Source organism: Halotalea alkalilenta (assembly GCF_001648175.1).
Taxonomy (GTDB): domain Bacteria; phylum Pseudomonadota; class Gammaproteobacteria; order Pseudomonadales; family Halomonadaceae; genus Halotalea; species Halotalea alkalilenta_A.
In genome coordinates this window covers 925,207-940,692 of record NZ_CP015243.1, presented here as the reverse complement: position 1 = coordinate 940,692, position 15,486 = coordinate 925,207, and the positions used below count along the sequence as shown (strand labels likewise).

15 protein-coding genes are annotated in these 15,486 nt (G+C 66.5%); 3 read left to right on the top strand and 12 right to left on the bottom strand.

Going from position 1 to position 15,486, the window contains the following annotated elements; all coding sequences use genetic code 11:
• Positions 1-86 precede the first annotated feature (86 nt).
• On the top strand, positions 87-788 hold the full coding sequence (locus A5892_RS04160; protein WP_064121730.1) for an HAD family hydrolase: 702 nt from the start codon (positions 87-89) through the stop codon (positions 786-788).
• Positions 789-825: 37 nt separating this feature from the next.
• Here the strand turns inward: A5892_RS04160 and A5892_RS04155 are convergent, their stop codons facing one another.
• The 11 genes from A5892_RS04155 to yihA all read right to left on the bottom strand — a co-directional run bounded on the left by A5892_RS04155 (position 826) and on the right by yihA (position 12,169).
• Positions 826-1,944, bottom strand: a complete 1,119-nt coding sequence (locus A5892_RS04155) for an ABC transporter permease (RefSeq protein ID WP_082890268.1) — start codon at positions 1,942-1,944, stop codon at positions 826-828.
• Positions 1,945-1,957: 13 nt separating this feature from the next.
• Positions 1,958-3,469: a sugar ABC transporter ATP-binding protein gene (locus A5892_RS04150; RefSeq protein ID WP_064121729.1), complete on the bottom strand. Its 1,512-nt coding sequence runs from the start codon at positions 3,467-3,469 to the stop codon at positions 1,958-1,960.
• Entirely contained in the window at positions 3,466-4,119 is a 654-nt protein-coding gene (locus A5892_RS04145; RefSeq protein WP_064121728.1) for a DUF2291 family protein, read from the bottom strand. The genes A5892_RS04150 and A5892_RS04145 overlap by 4 nt, the downstream gene beginning before the upstream one ends.
• A gap of 40 nt (positions 4,120-4,159) precedes the next feature.
• Positions 4,160-5,119 carry a substrate-binding domain-containing protein gene (locus A5892_RS04140; protein WP_082890266.1) on the bottom strand — a complete coding sequence of 320 codons (960 nt, stop codon included), beginning with the start codon at positions 5,117-5,119 and terminating at the stop codon, positions 4,160-4,162.
• Positions 5,120-5,171: 52 nt separating this feature from the next.
• Positions 5,172-5,969, bottom strand: coding sequence for a GolD/DthD family dehydrogenase (locus tag A5892_RS04135; RefSeq protein ID WP_064121727.1), 798 nt, complete (start codon positions 5,967-5,969; stop codon positions 5,172-5,174).
• Between the two features lie 44 nt (positions 5,970-6,013).
• Positions 6,014-6,805 carry an SDR family NAD(P)-dependent oxidoreductase gene (locus A5892_RS04130; protein ID WP_064121726.1) on the bottom strand — a complete coding sequence of 264 codons (792 nt, stop codon included), beginning with the start codon at positions 6,803-6,805 and terminating at the stop codon, positions 6,014-6,016.
• Between the two features lie 52 nt (positions 6,806-6,857).
• Complete coding sequence (locus A5892_RS04125; protein WP_064121725.1) at positions 6,858-7,814, bottom strand: sugar-binding transcriptional regulator; 957 nt, start codon at positions 7,812-7,814, stop codon at positions 6,858-6,860.
• Positions 7,814-9,340: an FGGY family carbohydrate kinase gene (locus tag A5892_RS04120; RefSeq protein WP_064121724.1), complete on the bottom strand. Its 1,527-nt coding sequence runs from the start codon at positions 9,338-9,340 to the stop codon at positions 7,814-7,816. Before A5892_RS04120 ends, A5892_RS04125 begins: the two co-directional genes overlap by 1 nt.
• Entirely contained in the window at positions 9,337-10,284 is a 948-nt protein-coding gene (locus tag A5892_RS04115; protein WP_064121723.1) for a transketolase family protein, read from the bottom strand. The genes A5892_RS04120 and A5892_RS04115 overlap by 4 nt, the downstream gene beginning before the upstream one ends.
• A complete protein-coding gene (locus tag A5892_RS04110) occupies positions 10,281-11,060 on the bottom strand; it encodes a transketolase (protein WP_223302783.1) in 780 nt (259 codons plus the stop codon). The genes A5892_RS04115 and A5892_RS04110 overlap by 4 nt, the downstream gene beginning before the upstream one ends.
• A 479-nt stretch (positions 11,061-11,539) precedes the next feature.
• Positions 11,540-12,169, bottom strand: a complete 630-nt coding sequence (gene yihA / locus A5892_RS04105; protein WP_064121721.1) for a ribosome biogenesis GTP-binding protein YihA/YsxC — start codon at positions 12,167-12,169, stop codon at positions 11,540-11,542.
• Between the two features lie 321 nt (positions 12,170-12,490).
• Here yihA and A5892_RS04100 point away from each other — a divergent pair, with 321 nt between their 5' ends.
• Together A5892_RS04100 and A5892_RS04095 are read left to right on the top strand one after the other, a co-directional pair.
• Positions 12,491-13,126 (top strand): thiol:disulfide interchange protein DsbA/DsbL, encoded by a 636-nt coding sequence (locus A5892_RS04100; RefSeq protein WP_064121720.1) that lies wholly within the window; start codon positions 12,491-12,493, stop codon positions 13,124-13,126.
• A 143-nt stretch (positions 13,127-13,269) separates the two neighbouring features.
• A complete protein-coding gene (locus tag A5892_RS04095) occupies positions 13,270-14,055 on the top strand; it encodes an endonuclease/exonuclease/phosphatase family protein (RefSeq protein WP_064124291.1) in 786 nt (261 codons plus the stop codon).
• 19 nt (positions 14,056-14,074) lie between these two features.
• Here the strand turns inward: A5892_RS04095 and A5892_RS04090 are convergent, their stop codons facing one another.
• Positions 14,075-15,358, bottom strand: coding sequence for a hypothetical protein (locus tag A5892_RS04090; protein ID WP_064121719.1), 1,284 nt, complete (start codon positions 15,356-15,358; stop codon positions 14,075-14,077).
• Positions 15,359-15,486 lie beyond the last annotated feature (128 nt).

The following is a 15,486-nucleotide window of genomic DNA, read 5'->3' as shown; positions in this document are numbered from 1 at the left end:
AGCACCCGGCGGGAGCCCGCGAGGCTGGCGCGCTGCGCCCCCCCATGGCATCGTGGATACGATGATTCCAGCCAACCGGAGACCCAATGCGCCTCGACGCCCTGACCTTCGACATAGACGACACGCTGTGGGACAACGGCCCGGTGATGGCCCATCTCGAGGCCGAGCACTACCGCTGGCTGGACGAGCGCATCCAGCATGCCGATGCCTTTCCGCTCGAGGAGTATGCCGCGCGCAGGATGGCCTTCGCCGCCACCCTCACCGACCGCCGCGGCGACGTCACCTACGTGCGCCGCGAGGTGCTCCACCGGATCCTGCTCGAGCACGGCATCCAGGAACCGGACGCCCGGGCGCTGACCGAGCAGGCGATCAACTACATGCTCGAGCTGCGCCACCGGGTCGAGCCCTACCCCGAGGTCGACCCGCTGCTCGAGGCATTGGCCAAGCGCTACCGGCTGGCGGTGATCACCAACGGCAACGTCGACGTCACCCGCCTGCCGCTGGCCCGCCACTTCGACGTCTGCTTCAAGGCCGGTGAGATCGGCATGCCGAAGCCCGACGAGCGGGTCTTCCTCCACGCCCTCGAAGCGCTCGGCGGCATCGACCCGCGCCATGCGATCCACGTCGGCGACTCCTGGGAGCACGACATCGAACCCGCCGCGCGGCTCGGTATGCAGGCGGTATGGATCGACATCTTCGACCAGCCCCGCCCGCTGCCCGGCAACGTCCACCGCGTGCGCCACGTGCGCGAACTGCCCAAGGTGCTCGAGCGGCTCGAAGGGGCCTGAGCACGACCTTCTCCGCGCAGTCCTCGCCGCATGATCCTCAGAGCGCGACCATCACCTTCTTCTGCAGCCGCTGCTGGAGCTGGTCGATCACCACCGCGAGGATGATCACCAGCCCCATGATCACCATCTGCCAGAAGCTGCTGACCCCGGACATCACCATCCCATCGTTGAGGATGCTGATCACACAGGCGCCGATCACCGAGCCGATCACGGTGCCACGTCCGCCGGATAGCGCGGTGCCGCCGAGTACCACCGCGGCGATCGCCATCAGCTCGTAGGTGTTGCCGGTCATCGGGTGGGCGGTCTGCAGCTGGGAGGTGACCACCAGTCCGACCAGCGCGGCGCAAAAGCCCGAGAAGGCGTAGACGAACAGCTTCACCTTCTTGACCTTGAGCCCGGAGAACAGCGCGGCGCGCTCGTTGCCGCCGATCGCATAGATGTAGCGGCCGATCGGAGTGCGCGCGGCGATGGCGGCGGCCAGCACGGTCATCGCCACCAGCAGCCAGACCGGATAGCCGACGTTGAACAGCGTGCCACCACCGAGCAGCGCGAAGCCGGTGTTGCCGAATTCGGCATGGCCGCCGAGCTCCGAGAAGGTCGCACCGTCGTTGAACAGAAGCGCCGCGCCGCGTACCACGTAGAGCATCCCCAGGGTGGCGATGAAGGGGGCCACGTTCAGCCAGGTCACCAGCGCGCCGTTGACCAGACCGATCGCGAGGCCGACCAGGCAGGTCACGACGACCACCTCGAACACGTTGAGCAACAGCACCTGGTCGCCGAGGGGGATTCCCCGGCTGATCAGGAAACCTGCGACCATGCCGCTGAAGCCGACCACCGAGCCGACCGAGAGATCGATGCCACCGGTCAGGATCACCAGCGTCATCCCGATCGAGAGGATCGCGATGACGGTGATGTGCTGGGCCATGATCAGCAGGTTGGCGGTGGAGAGGAAGTTGCCGGTGGTGAGCGAGAAGTAGAGCAGCACCACCGCCAGCGCGACGAAGATTCTCAGCTTGAGGATGCGCAGCAGCAGCTTGAGCCGCCCCTTGCGACTGCCGAGAAGCGAGCCGGAGGCGGCCGTGGGTTCGGCGCCGTGCGGCGGCTCGAGCTGGGTCGCTGTCGCGTGCGGCGCATGCCTTGACGAGATGTGGGACATGGACTGGCTCCTGTCAGGCGGCGAAGGGGGTCGACTTGCGAATGATCTCGTCGCGATCGGCGCGATCGCGCGGCAAATCCGCGCTGACCCGCCCGCTGGAGAGCACCAGCACACGGTCGGCGACGGCGAGCGCTTCGTCGAGTTCGGAGGTGGTATAGAGCACGGTCACGCCGCGTTCGGCGACCGCCAGCATGGCGCGATAGATCTCGGCCTTGGCGCCCACGTCGACGCCGCGGGTGGGCTCGTCGAGCAGCAGCACGCAGGGCTCGGTGAGCAGCGCCTTGGCGATCACCACTTTCTGCATGTTGCCGCCGCTCAGCGAGGTGATCGGCTCGTCGATGTCGGCGGTCTTGATCCCCAGTCGCTCGACCATCCGTCGACACGCCTCGCGCTCGCGGCCCGGGCGCACCACGCGCCCGCGCAAGCACCAGCGCACGAGGCTCGACAGGGTCATGTTCTCGGCCACCGACATCGACTGCACCATGCCCGAAAGCTGCCGGTCCTCGGGGACCAGAGCGATACCCCGTTCGATGCGCCGAGCGGTGCGGGAGCGGCCCAGCTCGCGCCCATCGACGACGATCCGCCCGCGGGCGCTGGCATGCAGCCCGAGCAGGGTCTCGAGCAGCTCGGTGCGGCCCGCCCCCATCAGTCCGTAGATACCGAGGATCTCGCCGCGCCGCGCGCTGAAACCAACCGCATCGAGCGCCAGGGTGCCGTTGGGCTTCTTCAGCGACAGCGACTCGACCCTGAGCGCCTCCTCGCCCAGCTCGCGCGGGCGATAGTCGAACGCCTTGCGCGCCGCGCCGACCATCTTGGCGACGATCCACGGCACGTCGATGTTGCACACCTCGTCGACGCCGACCACCTCGCCGTTGCGCAGCACGGTGATATGGTCACCGACGCGGATGATCTCCTCGAGCCGGTGGGAGATGTAGATCACCGCCACGCCCTCGCGCTTGAGCGCCGCGATGATGCCGAACAGGATCTCGACCTCGTGCTGGCTGAGCGCCGAGGTCGGCTCATCCATGATCAGCACCTTGACCCGCTTGCCGAGCACCCGGGCGATCTCGACCAACTGCTGCTGGCCGACGTAGAGATCGCCCAGCGGCGTCGCCGGATCGAGCGCCAATCCGACCCGGGAAAGCAGCCGCCGCGCTTGCTCATGCTGGCTACGCTGGTCGATCACGCCCAGCCGGCAGCGCTCGGCGCCGATGAACAGGTTCTCGCATACGCTCAGGTCGGGGAACAGGTTGAGCTCCTGGAAGATGATCCCGATCCCGGCCCGCTCCGCCTCGCGCACGTTGGCGAACGAGACCTCACGGCCATCGACCAGGATCCGCCCCAGGGTCGGCCGCTCGGCCCCGGCGAGCAGTTTCATCAGCGTCGACTTGCCGGCACCGTTCTCGCCGATCAGCACATTGACGCGGCCTGCGCGAACCTCGAAGTCGACGCCTTTGAGCGCAATGGTGCCCGGATAGCGCTTGACCAGGCCCTGGGCCTCGACCACCACCGAATCGTCGTTCATGGCGCTGCTGCTCCATCTGTGGCAGGGGGCGGATCGAACTCGACCGGGATCAGCTCGAACGCCGCATCGCTGCCGTCCCAGGCGCTGAAAACAGCATTGAAAGAGAGCTGCTGCCCGACCTCGAGCGGGCCACGCGCCTCGATCACCGCCCTGACCTGGTCATTGAGCGCCGAGGAGAAGCGGGCGAAGGCGCCCTGGTCACCGAAGTCGTCATAGCTCAACTCCGGGAAGGCATCCCGCACCGCGGTGCCGGGGATCACCGGCCCGACCAGCAGCGCGACCGGCTTGTCCTCCACGCCGGTGTCGACCAGCGGCGCCTTGCCGACCCTGGAGCCGCTGTCGATCGATTCGATGCTTCCCTGTGCGTGGACCCAGAAGCTGCAAGGGAATGCCTGGCTCGCCTGCCGCCCATAGCGCTGGCATGCCGCGTCGAAGTTCTCATCGATCGCCCGCGCCACCTCGGTCAGCGGCGCCGCATGAGCACGGGCGTAAGGCACGATGTTCTGGCCGAACAGCTGGCCGGCGTCGAGCGTGGCACGCTGCCCGCTGGCGCCGGCTTGTGCGACCTCGTCGCGCGGTACCAGGGTGAAGCCGCTAGACCCGACCAGGAGCAGGAGCAGGGCGGCGTGCTTGATGGTCACCGTAGACATGCTGAAGTCACTCCAGGTTGGAAGGTCGACACCGTCCGATTCACTCGTCCGAATAGCTGAAGTCATTGACCCTGCTGGCGTTTTCCTCGGTGATCAGGATGCCGCGATAGAGCCTGCGCTCAGGCCCACCGTCGTCTGCGCCGGCCAGGTGGGCGTCGAGCACGGCCACGCCGTCACTGGCGAGCTGCTGCGCCTGCAGCATCGCGGTGGCATAGAGATGACCGGCTCGAATCGCATCCCGCTCGTCGTTGCTGCCGTCGATACCCGCGACCACTACCTGGTCCCTGCGCGCGGCCTGCAGCGAGGCGATGGCGCCGAGCGCCACCGGGCCGTTGCCGGCGATCACCCCGCGGACGTTGGGATGCTCCTGGAGGATCGAGTCCATCGACTGCTTGGCGTTGAGCAACACCCCCTTGGCATCCTGGCGCGCGACCATGGTCATCTCGGGATACTGATCGAGCACTTGGTGGAACGCCTCGGAGCGGGTGACGCAGTTGTTGTCGGCGAGATTGCAGGTCAGCTCGACGTATTCACCCTGCTCGCCCATCCGCTCGACGAACGCCTGCGCGACTTGCGAGGCCGCCTGGACGTTGTTGTGGGTGAGCTGGGCGAGCGCCACGCCATCCTGGGGAATCTCGCGATTGATCAAGACGGTGGGCACCCCCTGGTCCTTGGCGTACTGCACCGCGGCACCGCTCGCCGAGGAATCGGCGTTGTCGAGCACGATGCCCTTGACCCCGCGACCTACCGCCAGCGAGATCAGCTCGCGCTGGCGGTTGACGTCTTCGTTGTGCGACTGGATCAGGGTCTGGTAACCGAGCTCGCGCGCCTTGGCGTCGGCCGCATGCGCTTCGGCGGCGTAGTAGGGGTTGTCCAGCGAATTGACCAGGATCGCGATGGTGCCCTTGTCGACGGGGTCTTGAGCGACCGCAAGCGGTACGGTGACACCGAGTGCCAGGGTGACCAGGCAGGCGGATCCGAGGCGGCAAAGAGTGTTCATGGTGTGTGACTCCTCGAGTGAAAACGAGCGTGCGCCGGGCAGCCGACGCCGCTCACCAGATCGTGTAGCCGCCGTCGACCAGCAGGTCGGCGCCGTTGATCATGTCGCTGGCATTGGAGACCAGAAACAGGATCGCGGCGGCGATCTCATCGGTGTAGGCGAAGCGCCCGGTGGGGATCAGGGTCTTCATCCGCTCGCCCTTCTCGCCCTCCCAGGCCGCCGCGCCCATCGGCGTAAGCACCACGGTGGGCGACACGCTATTGACGGTGATGCCCTTCGGGCCCCACTCCTTGGCCATCGACTTGGTCATTCCCAAAAGACCCGCCTTGGCCGAGGTGTAGGCGCAGTGGTGGTCGATCGCCACGCTCGCCGCCTGGGAGGCGATGTTGACGATCTTGCCGCCGTGGCCGCTGGCGAGCAGGTGCCGTGCAACGTGCTTGGCGCAGAGGAAAGGGCCGGTGAGGCAGACATCGAGCTGCCGCCGCCATTCATCGAGCGGGACCTGCTCGGCCGGGGTCAGCGTGATGGTGCCGGCGGCGTTGATTAGGATGTGCAGATCGCCGAACGCCTCGACCACCGCCGCCACCGCGCCGGCCACGCTGGCCTCGTCGGTGACGTCGCACTCGAAGGCGCGCACCCGGTCGGCGGGAAAGCCGGCGAGCACCTCGTCGCGGCGGTGCGCCTCGAAGGCGGGATAGAGCACCGCGACCCGCGCGCCCTTGCCGAGCAGCGCCTGGTTGGTGGCGGTGGCGATACCACCGAGACCGCCAGTGATGATCGCTACCTTGCCCTCGAGGGAAAAATCGAAATCGACGCCATAGCGCAGGCGAGTATCGTATTGGCTGGACATGCTCGAATGACTCCCAGATGTTCAAGATCGACCGCGGCGCTGGCTCAGTTCATCGCCATGCCGCCGTCCACGTTGATCGCTTGGCCGGTGATGTAGCGCGCATCGTTCGAGGCGAGGAAGGCCACCGCCGCGGCGATCTCCTCGCCGCGGGCGGCGCGTTTCATCGGGATCCGCGATATCCACTCTTCGATCAGCTCCCCAGGGGCGTAGCGTTTCTCGTCGCGGCTCAAAAGCGCCCCCCAGGCGCGGTCGTTGTAGTCCCACATCTCGGTCTCGACGATGCCGGGACAGATCGCGTTGACCGTGATCCCCTCGTCGGCGAACTCCTTGGCCAGGCTCTGGGTCAGGCCAAGCACGCCGAACTTGCTCGCCGCGTAGTGCGGGGTATAGATGAAGCCCTGACGCGCCTGTCCCGAGGCCATGTTGATCAGCGCTCCGCTCCGGGCCGGGCGCATGCACCTGATCGCCGCCTTGCAGCAGAGGAAGACCCCCTTGGCGTTGACATCCATCACCAGGTCCCAGTCGCACTCTTCGAGCGACGCAAGCGGCGCGATGGTGATCACGCCTGCGTTGTGCACCGAGACATCGATCCCTTCGAAGCGCGTCACCACCGCATCGAAGAACGACTCGACCTGGCTCGCATCGGTGACGTCGAGCTCGTGGGCGAAGACCTCGCCACCCTGGGCCGCGAGCCGCTCGGCCGCGACATGGATCTCAGCGCGGTTGGATGCAATCGCGAGCCGCGCACCCTCGCGGGCGAAGCGCTCGGCGATCGCAAGGCCAATACCGCGATCGGCGCCGGTCACCACCACTACCTTTCGTTCGAAACGTCGCATTGCATTGCTCCCTAGGGTCCTGGCATGCACTCGAAGCCGGGACGGGTCCGGCTCAGAGCCACTCGAGAATCCGCTGCGCGGTGAAGCGGTCGGTGATCAGGGTGTGGATCCAGCCACCGCGCGCGGCGCCGATGATCGCCTCGACCTTGTGGGCGCCGCCGGCCACACCGATGCGCCGCTCGATCCGCTCGAGCATCTGCGGCTCGATCGAGATCACCCGCTGGTTCAAGGGGTGGTCGATCATTCGCCCATCGCGATCGAAGAAACGCAGGCAGACATCGCCCACCGCGCCGGTCTCGGCCAGGCTCGCCAGTTCCTGCTTCGAGAAGGTGTTGCCGCTGCGGGCGAGGAACTTCGATGGCTCCAGGGTGCCGATCCCGAGCAGTGCCAGCGAGACACGCTCGAACAGCCGCACGGTCTCCTGCACATAGGGTTCGCTCAGCATCACCTGGCACGCCTGGGCGGAGCTCGCCATCCCGGCGACGTGCATGAAGTGCGCCCGTGCCCCTACCAGGGTCGAGATCCGACGGGTCAAGGTTTCGGCGAGGTGCTCGTCACCGCTGCTGGCCATGCCGCCGAGCAGTTGCACCACCTTCTCGGCCCGCAGTTCAGCGTTCGGTGACAGCCGCTCGCTCATCGCCTGCAGCGCCGAGCTCCACGAGGAGAGCCCGATCACGTCGTCCTCGGCGAGGGTCGATTCGAGATAGAAAGCGGCGGCTTCGCCGATCGAGGCGACGATGGCCTGCTCGGTATCGCTGCTGCATTCGTTGACCACCACCTCGCGCAGCCCGAGCGCCGCCGCCAGACGCTGCTCGAGCTCCGGGTAGATGCCCTGCGGCGAGTGGATGGAGACGCTGACGATGCCTTCCCGGTGGGCTCGCTTGAGCAGCCGCGAGACGGTCGCTTGCGACACCGAAAGCCGGCTCGCTATCTCGACCTGGCGCATCTGCTCGATCCAATAGAGGTGCGCGGCCTTGGTCACCAGCCTCATCTCGAAGAGCGGGTTCATCAGGCGTCGGCCTCCATCGCGGTTGCCTCGCACCTGCTGCCGGCCCGGTGCAGCGTGCGCTCGACCGCGACCAGCCAGCGCCGGTGGCGACGCTCGGCAGCGGCGACGTCGCGTGGCTCGATACGCTCGCGCGCCGGCGCCAGGCGTTCGATAGCCGCCAGGTCGGGCCAGACACCGAGCGCCAGCCCAGCGAGGTAGGCGGCACCGAGCGCCGAAAGCTCGGCGTGGCACGAGCGCCTGACCGGCAGCGCCAGGACATCGGCCTGGCGCTGCATCAGCCAATGATTGGCGCAGGCGCCACCGTCGACCCGCAGCTCAGTGATAACGAGGGCCTCGCCGCTTGCGCAGTGGCGCATCGCATCGACCACGTCCCTGATCTGGTGGACGATCGAATCGAACGCCGCACGGGCCAGCTCGGCACGGCTGGTCGAAAAGCTCAGCCCGTCGATCAATCCACTCAAGCCATTGACCCAGCGCGGCGCGCCCAATCCCACCATCGCCGGCACCAGGATCGCGGCACCCTCCCCGTCGGCCTCGCGGGCCAGCTCGGCCAGCCGCTCGACCGAACCATTGAGACCGACCAGCTGCGCCATCCAAGGCAGGATCGAGGCGCTGACGGTGACGTTGCCCTCGAGCGCATAGCAGCGCTCGCCGCCCAGCTGCCACGCGATGGTGGTCGCCAGGCCCGGCAGCGCGCGGGCCACGCCGTGCGTCGCGCTCATCACCGAGGAGCCGGTGCCGAAGGTCGCCTTGACCACCCCGGGGAGGAAACCGCCCTGGGCGAACAGTGCGGCGTGGGAGTCGCCGATCAGCGCGCCGATCGGAACCCCGCCGGGCAGCCGCCCGCAGGCGCGGGTGACGCCGAAGCGGTGCGCCGAGGAGTGGATCGAGGGCAGGTTCTCGATCGCGATGCCGAACAGCTCAGCAAGCTCGGGCGACCACTGGCCGCTGGAGATATCGCAAAGCTGGGTGCGAGAAGCGTTGGAGGCATCGGTGGCATGCACGGCACCGCCGCTCAGCTGCCACAGCAGCCAGCTGTCGACATTGCCGAGCCGGACTCGCTCGCGCGGCGTATCCCGCGCGGCGTGGTCGAGCAGCCAGCGCATTTTGCTCGCCGAGAACAGCGGATCGATCGGCAGGCCAGTGACGCTGCGGATCCATGCATCCAGGCCATCCTCGACCAGCCGCTCGCAGTGCGCCTCGGTACGCCGGCACTGCCAGCCGATCACCGGCCCAAGCGGACGGCCATCCCGCGCATCCCAGGCCAGCGCCGACTCCCGCTGCGCGCTTATGCCGATACCGACCAATGACACCGGACCGAAAGCCTCCAGGCAGCGCTCGATCGCGCAGAGCACCGCCTGCCACAGCTCGATCGCCGATTGTTCCACCCAGCCAGCGCGCGGGTAGCGGCAGGCCACCGCGCACTGGCCGAGCGCCAGCGGCGTACCGTCGAGCCCGACCAGCAGCGCCTTGGCGTTGGTGGTGCCCTGGTCGATGGCGAGCAGGGCGGGAGTCGCCACGCTCATTTCGCCACCAGCGGCTCACCGACCAGCCGCTGCGCGGCGTCGACGATACCGATCACCGACATGCCGACGTGGTCGAGCAGGAAGTTCGCCTCACCGGTGGGTGCGAAATCCTCAAAGCCCATCAGCTTCATTCGACACGGCGCCTCGGCGACCACCGCTTCGGCCACCGCGGACCCCATCCCGCCGCGCACGCTGTGCTCTTCGAGGGTCAGGATCGCCCCGGTCTGCTGCGCCGCGCGCACGATCTCGCGACGATCCAGCGGGGCGATGCTCGGCAGGTTCAGCACCCGCGCCTCAAGGCCCAGGTCGCTGAGCCGCTCGGCGGCCTCGAGCGCACGGTGGACCATGACCCCGCAAGCGATCAAGGTAAGATCGGCGCCATCGCGTAAGACGTGCGCCCGGCCAGGCTCATAGCGGTAGCGCTGGTCGAGCAGCCGTGGCACGCCGACCCGGCTCAGGCGCAGGAACACTGGTCCCTCGGCGGCATAGGCGTAGCGCACGGCGGCAGCGGTCTCGACCGGGTCGGCGGGGACGATGATCTCGAGCCCGGGCAGCACCCGGGTCCAGGCGAGGTCCTCGATCGAGTGATGGGTCGGCCCGAGCTCGCCGTAGGCGACTCCGCTGCTGATCCCGCAGAGCACCACTTGGGCCTGGGAATAGACGATGTCGGCCTTGATCTGCTCGAGCGCTCTGCCGGTGAGAAAGCAGGAAGCGGCGCAGACGAACGGCTTGAGCCCGGCATTGGCGAGCCCCGCGCCGACGCCGACCAGGGTCTGCTCGGCGATGCCGACGTTGATCAACCGCTCGGGCCAGCGCTGGCGAAAGCCGGTCAGCTTGCTCGAACCGATCGAATCGTTGACCACCGCAACGATGCGCGGGTCCTGTTCCGCCAGCTCCTCGAGGGTGGCGACGAACGCGTCCCGACAGTCGAACAGCTCGCTCATGACGCCACCTCCAGCTCATCGAGCGCCGCGGCCAGCTGCTCACGGCTCGGCACCTTGTGGTGCCACTCGACACGATCGCGGATGAACGATACCCCTTGGCCTTTTACCGTGGCGGCGATCAGGCAGCGCGGCCGCCCGCTGGTATTCGGCGAAGAGAGCAGGCTTTCGAGCGCGGCGTGGTCGTGTCCGTCGACCTCATGGGTCTCCCAACCGAACGCCGCGAATCGCTCGGCGAGCGGCTCCATGCTGGTCACCGCCGAGGTCCGGTCGCCCTGCTGGAGATGGTTTCGATCGACGATCAAGGTCAGGTTGTCGAGGCGCTGGTGGGCGGCGCTCATCATCGACTCCCAATTGCTGCCCTCCTGCAGCTCACCGTCGCCGACCACCACGAAGACCCGCCAATCGGCGCCGCTCAACTTGCCGCCGATGGCGATGCCGGTGGCGACCGGCAGCCCATGGCCGAGCGGGCCGGTGCTGGTTTCCACCCCGGGCAGCTTGCGATTGCAAGGATGGCCATTGAGCCGTGAAAGAGGCGCGGCGAAGCTCGCCAGCTCCTCGATCGGCAGGAAGCCCGCATAGGCCAGGGTGGTGTAGAGCGCCACCGAGCAGTGTCCTTTGCTGAGCACGAAGCGATCGCGGGACTCGGCGTGGGGGTCGGTGGGATCGACGCGCAGAACGCTGAAATAGAGCGTACCGAGAATGTCGATGACGGAGAGATCGCCGCCGACGTGCCCCATCTTGGCATTGACGATGGTGGTCAATAACGTGCCGCGCATTTTCTGACACAGATCGGGGATATCCTCGGTCGTTAATCGCGAAGGCAGAGGCATGGCACGCTCCTTTGAATAAATATTCATGCTGTGCATATATATTTCACGCCATTAATCACCTCCCCACGCAACGAGGTCAATGGGTCCGAGGATCAATTCAAAGCAACTTTGGTCTATTCAACTTTTATACTTTTTACAATACGATCAAAAACTTATATTTATGCCCACCCTGGGGGATTTTATTTATTTCTCAGGACATGAATATTTATTCACCCCGCCTTCAGAGTTCGCTGCCAATAAGTAATGTTCAACTCCGCGGGTGTTGCGCCGAACGCAAGGCTACGCCGGTGCCCGCAGAGGTTAATGACACCCCCCTTTTGACCCAGCGACGTCTTCCACGCGCAATCTACGAATGCTTTGTCAGCAGTCTGCGGCGGCGCCCCGAAGGGCGCCGCCGTCATTCAAGCGAGGTCTTGCCCGGCTGCTCAGTCGCCGCGCAGCCAGCCGTTCAAGCGCGCCTCGAGGGTGTCGAGCCCCTGGCGCGCGAGGGAGGAGAAGAGCTGCACTTCGACCTGCTCGGTGCGCCCGGCCAGGGCGCGTTCGACCTGACGCAGCGCGTTGGTCGCCGCGCCGCGCTTGAGCTTGTCCGCCTTGGTCAGCAGCAGGTGCAACGGCAGTCCGGCCTGCTCGGCCCAGCCGAGCATCATCTGGTCGAACTCGGTGAGCGGATGGCGCACGTCCATCAGCAACACCACGCCCTTGAGCGCCTGACGATGCTGGAGATAGTCGGCAAGATGGCGCTGCCACTCGAGCTTGACCGATTCGGGCACTTTGGCGAAGCCATAGCCGGGCAGGTCGACCAGCCGACGCTCGTCGTCGAGCGCGAAGAAGTTGATCAGCTGGGTGCGCCCAGGCGTCTTCGAAGTGCGCGCCAGTGCTTTCTGCCCGGTAAGGGTATTGATCGCACTCGACTTGCCGGCATTGGAGCGGCCGGCGAAAGCGACCTCGGCACCGCTGTCCTCGGGACAGGTAGCGAGCGTCGGCGCGCTGATCAAAAAGCGCGCGGCACGATAGTTGAGAGATACGGCGCGTTCGGCGCTCGGTCGATCCGACATGCTGGATATCCTGCCCGCGAAGGAGCTTGGCTTGCCCGGGCTGGGTTGAGGCCCGGTGGGTGAGCCGCCCGCCCTCGGTTGCGCACCGATGGAGCTGTGGACGGTGATTCGATCGCTTCAAAAGACGCTTGGATCGCGCGTCCCTAAGGCTAAAGTGTACCATTGAGTCTAGGATCGCGCGCCCGGCGGGGTTTAGCCCCCGAGCGGCGAAGGTGCACCAGTGGAACCGATCGGCCGGGCATCGCTCTAACCCAGCGGTGCGCGGCTCGAGTGCTCGGTGCAGCCAGCGCGAGGATGTCCATCATCAGGAGAACGAGAGCAATGCTGAAGAAACTGGCGACCATCGCCTTCGCCGCCGGCCTGAGCACAATCGCCGCCACCGCGAGCGCCCAATCGAACCCGGGCTACACGGTACTCGACCAGCCGGTCAGCCATGACACCGCCGACGGCAAGGTCCTGGTCCAGGAAGTGTTCTGGTATGGCTGCCCCCATTGCTATTCGCTGGAGCCCGACTTCGAGCAGTGGGCGAGCGAACAGCCCGAGGACGTCGATGTCGAGCGCCTGCCCGGCACCATGGGGCGCAACTGGGTGACCCACGCCCGCGCCTACTACACGGCAGAGGATCTCGGCATCCTCGATCAGACCCACAAGCCGTTCTTCGATGCGATCCATAAAAACGGCCAGCCGCTGGACAGTGACGCTGCGATCGCCAAATTCTATGCTGATTACGGGGTCAGCGAGCAGCAGGCCCAGGAGACGCTGGAGTCGTTCGGGGTCAAGAGCCAGGTCAACCAGGCGCATGCCGAAATGCGCGCCTACCAGCTGATGGGCGTACCGGCGATCGTCATCGACGGCACCTACGTGATCACTCCGAGCACCGCGGGCGGCTTGACCAACATGCTCACCGTCGCCGATCAGGTAATCGAACGGGTGCGCAGCGAGCAGGCTTCGAATTGAACCACGCGGTCGGCGGCGCGGCCGCCGACCGCTGGCAGCCAGGAGGATCGATCGAGTTGAACGACGCACGCAAGGAAGCCGGTCCTTCACGCCAGACGAGCACGAGCATCCAGGCGGCACCGGCTCCTCGCAGGATCAAGCTGATGACCTTCAATCTCCAGGTCGGCATCAGCACCCGGGCTTACTACCAGTATCTCACCAACGGCTGGCAACACTTCCTGCCCAACGCCAAGCGCAGCAAGCGCCTGGAGTTGATCGGCGAGCTGCTGCGCGGCTACGACCTGGTCGCGCTGCAGGAGGTCGACGGCGGCAGCTTTCGCTCCGGCAACATCAACCAGATCGACTATCTGGCTGGCCGCGCCGACATGCCCTATCGCTTCCAGCAGCTCAACCGCAACCTCGGCCGGCTCGCGCAGCACAGCAACGGGCTGCTCTGCCGCCTGCCCGCGGCACGGGTGGAGAACCACCGCCTGCCGGGGCCGCCGGGGCGAGGTGCGATACACGCACGCTTCGGTATCGGTGACGACGCCTTGCACGTGTTCGTCGCCCACCTGGCGCTGGGCGCCAAGACCCAGGCCCGCCAGCTCGACTACCTCAGCGAGCTGATCTCACCGCTGCGCCATGTGGTGCTGATGGGCGATCTCAATTGCACCGTCGAGCAGATGCGCAAGCATCCGCGCTTCTTCGAGTCCCTCGATCTCCAGCCGCTCGAAGCGCTGCTGAGCTATCCGGCCTGGCAGCCCAAGCGTGCGCTCGACCACATCCTGATCTCGAGCACCCTGACCGTGCGCCAGTACAGCGTGCTCGACCAGCTATTCTCCGACCACCTGCCGGTCGCCGCCGAGATCGAGCTGCCCGAAGCCTGCGCCGTCGCGCTCGACGAGGCCTCCGACATCTGGATACCGCCGCCCAAGACAGTCCTGGTCTGAGTCATCCGGCCGCCGCCGCTCAGCCGAACAGGCCATAGAGCGTGGCCGAGATCGCCACCACCCCGACCGCGACCACGAAAGGGTTGGAGGGGGCTCGGCGATAGCGAGCCAGCGCCGGTACGGTGGCGATCGCGATCATCGGCATCAAAAACAAAAGCGCCGCGATCACCGGACCACCAAGCCCCTCGATCAGGCCGAGAATGCTAGGGTCCAGCGTCGCGACACCCCAGCAGACCGCGGCGATCCCGAGCGCGCTGCCCCATTCGAACGTCCGTCTTAGCCCGCGCGCATGGCGCCCGCCCAGCAGGCCACGCAGGCCCTCCCGCGCGCCGATGTAGTGGCCGAGAAACGACTTGCCGATGGCGATGAAGGCGATCAGCGGCGCGGCCAGCGCTATCAACGGAGTATCGAGGCGATTGGCGAGATAGGACAGGATCGACACATTCTGTGCCTTGGCCGCGGCGAGATCGGCAGGGGTCAAGGTCATCACGCAGCTGAGCACGAAGAACATCACCGTGACCACCATCATCAGATGGGCGATCGCCAGCAGCCGCGATGAGCGCTGGGAGGCTGCCGCGCCATAGCGGCGATGCTGGCCGACGGCGAAGGCCGAGATCATCGGCGAGTGGTTGAACGAGAACACCATCACCGGCACCGCCAGCCACAGGGTCAGCGACATTCCACCGAAGTCGATCGGGGCGCCGGCGGAAGCGAGAAAAGCGCCATCCCAATGCGGGATCAAAAACAGCGCCAGTGCGATCAGCGCGGCGATGAACGGATAGACCAGCATGCTCATCGCACGCAGGATCAGCTGCTGGCCGCCGCGCGCGACCAGCACCAGCGAGGCGATCAGCATCGCGGCCAGCCAAGCGCGCGGCGGCGCGCTCAGGCCCAGCTGGTGCTCGATGAAACTCTGCACGGTGTTGGTGATCGCCACGCTATAGACCAGCAGGATCGGGAAGATCGCGAAGAAATAGAGCAGCGTCACCGCCCGCCCGAGGGCAGCACCGAAGTGGCGCTTGAGCGTGTCGGTGATGTCGACGTCCCCTGCTTCGGCGCCGGAGAGCACGAAGCGGGTCAAGCCACGGTGGGCGAAGAAGGTGATCGGAAAGGCGAGCAGCCCGATCATCAGCAGCGGCCAGAACCCTCCGATTCCTGCGTTGATCGGCAAAAACAACGTCCCTGCGCCGACCGCCGTGCCGTAGAGACCGAGAATCCAATGCACGTCACGCCGGTCGAGCGCGGCGGGGGCGCAGTGTTCGAAGGTGCGGTCCTGCTCGACCGCGCTGCGGGTTTCTTTCATCGTCGGGCATTCCGCGAAGCTGGCTGTTCGTCTCGCTGGCGCAGGCACGCCGGCGAAGACGAAGCGATTCTTGAGACCGCGCATGTTAGCCGACGAACCAACTTGGTGCGACCGCTCAGCGCCTCGCC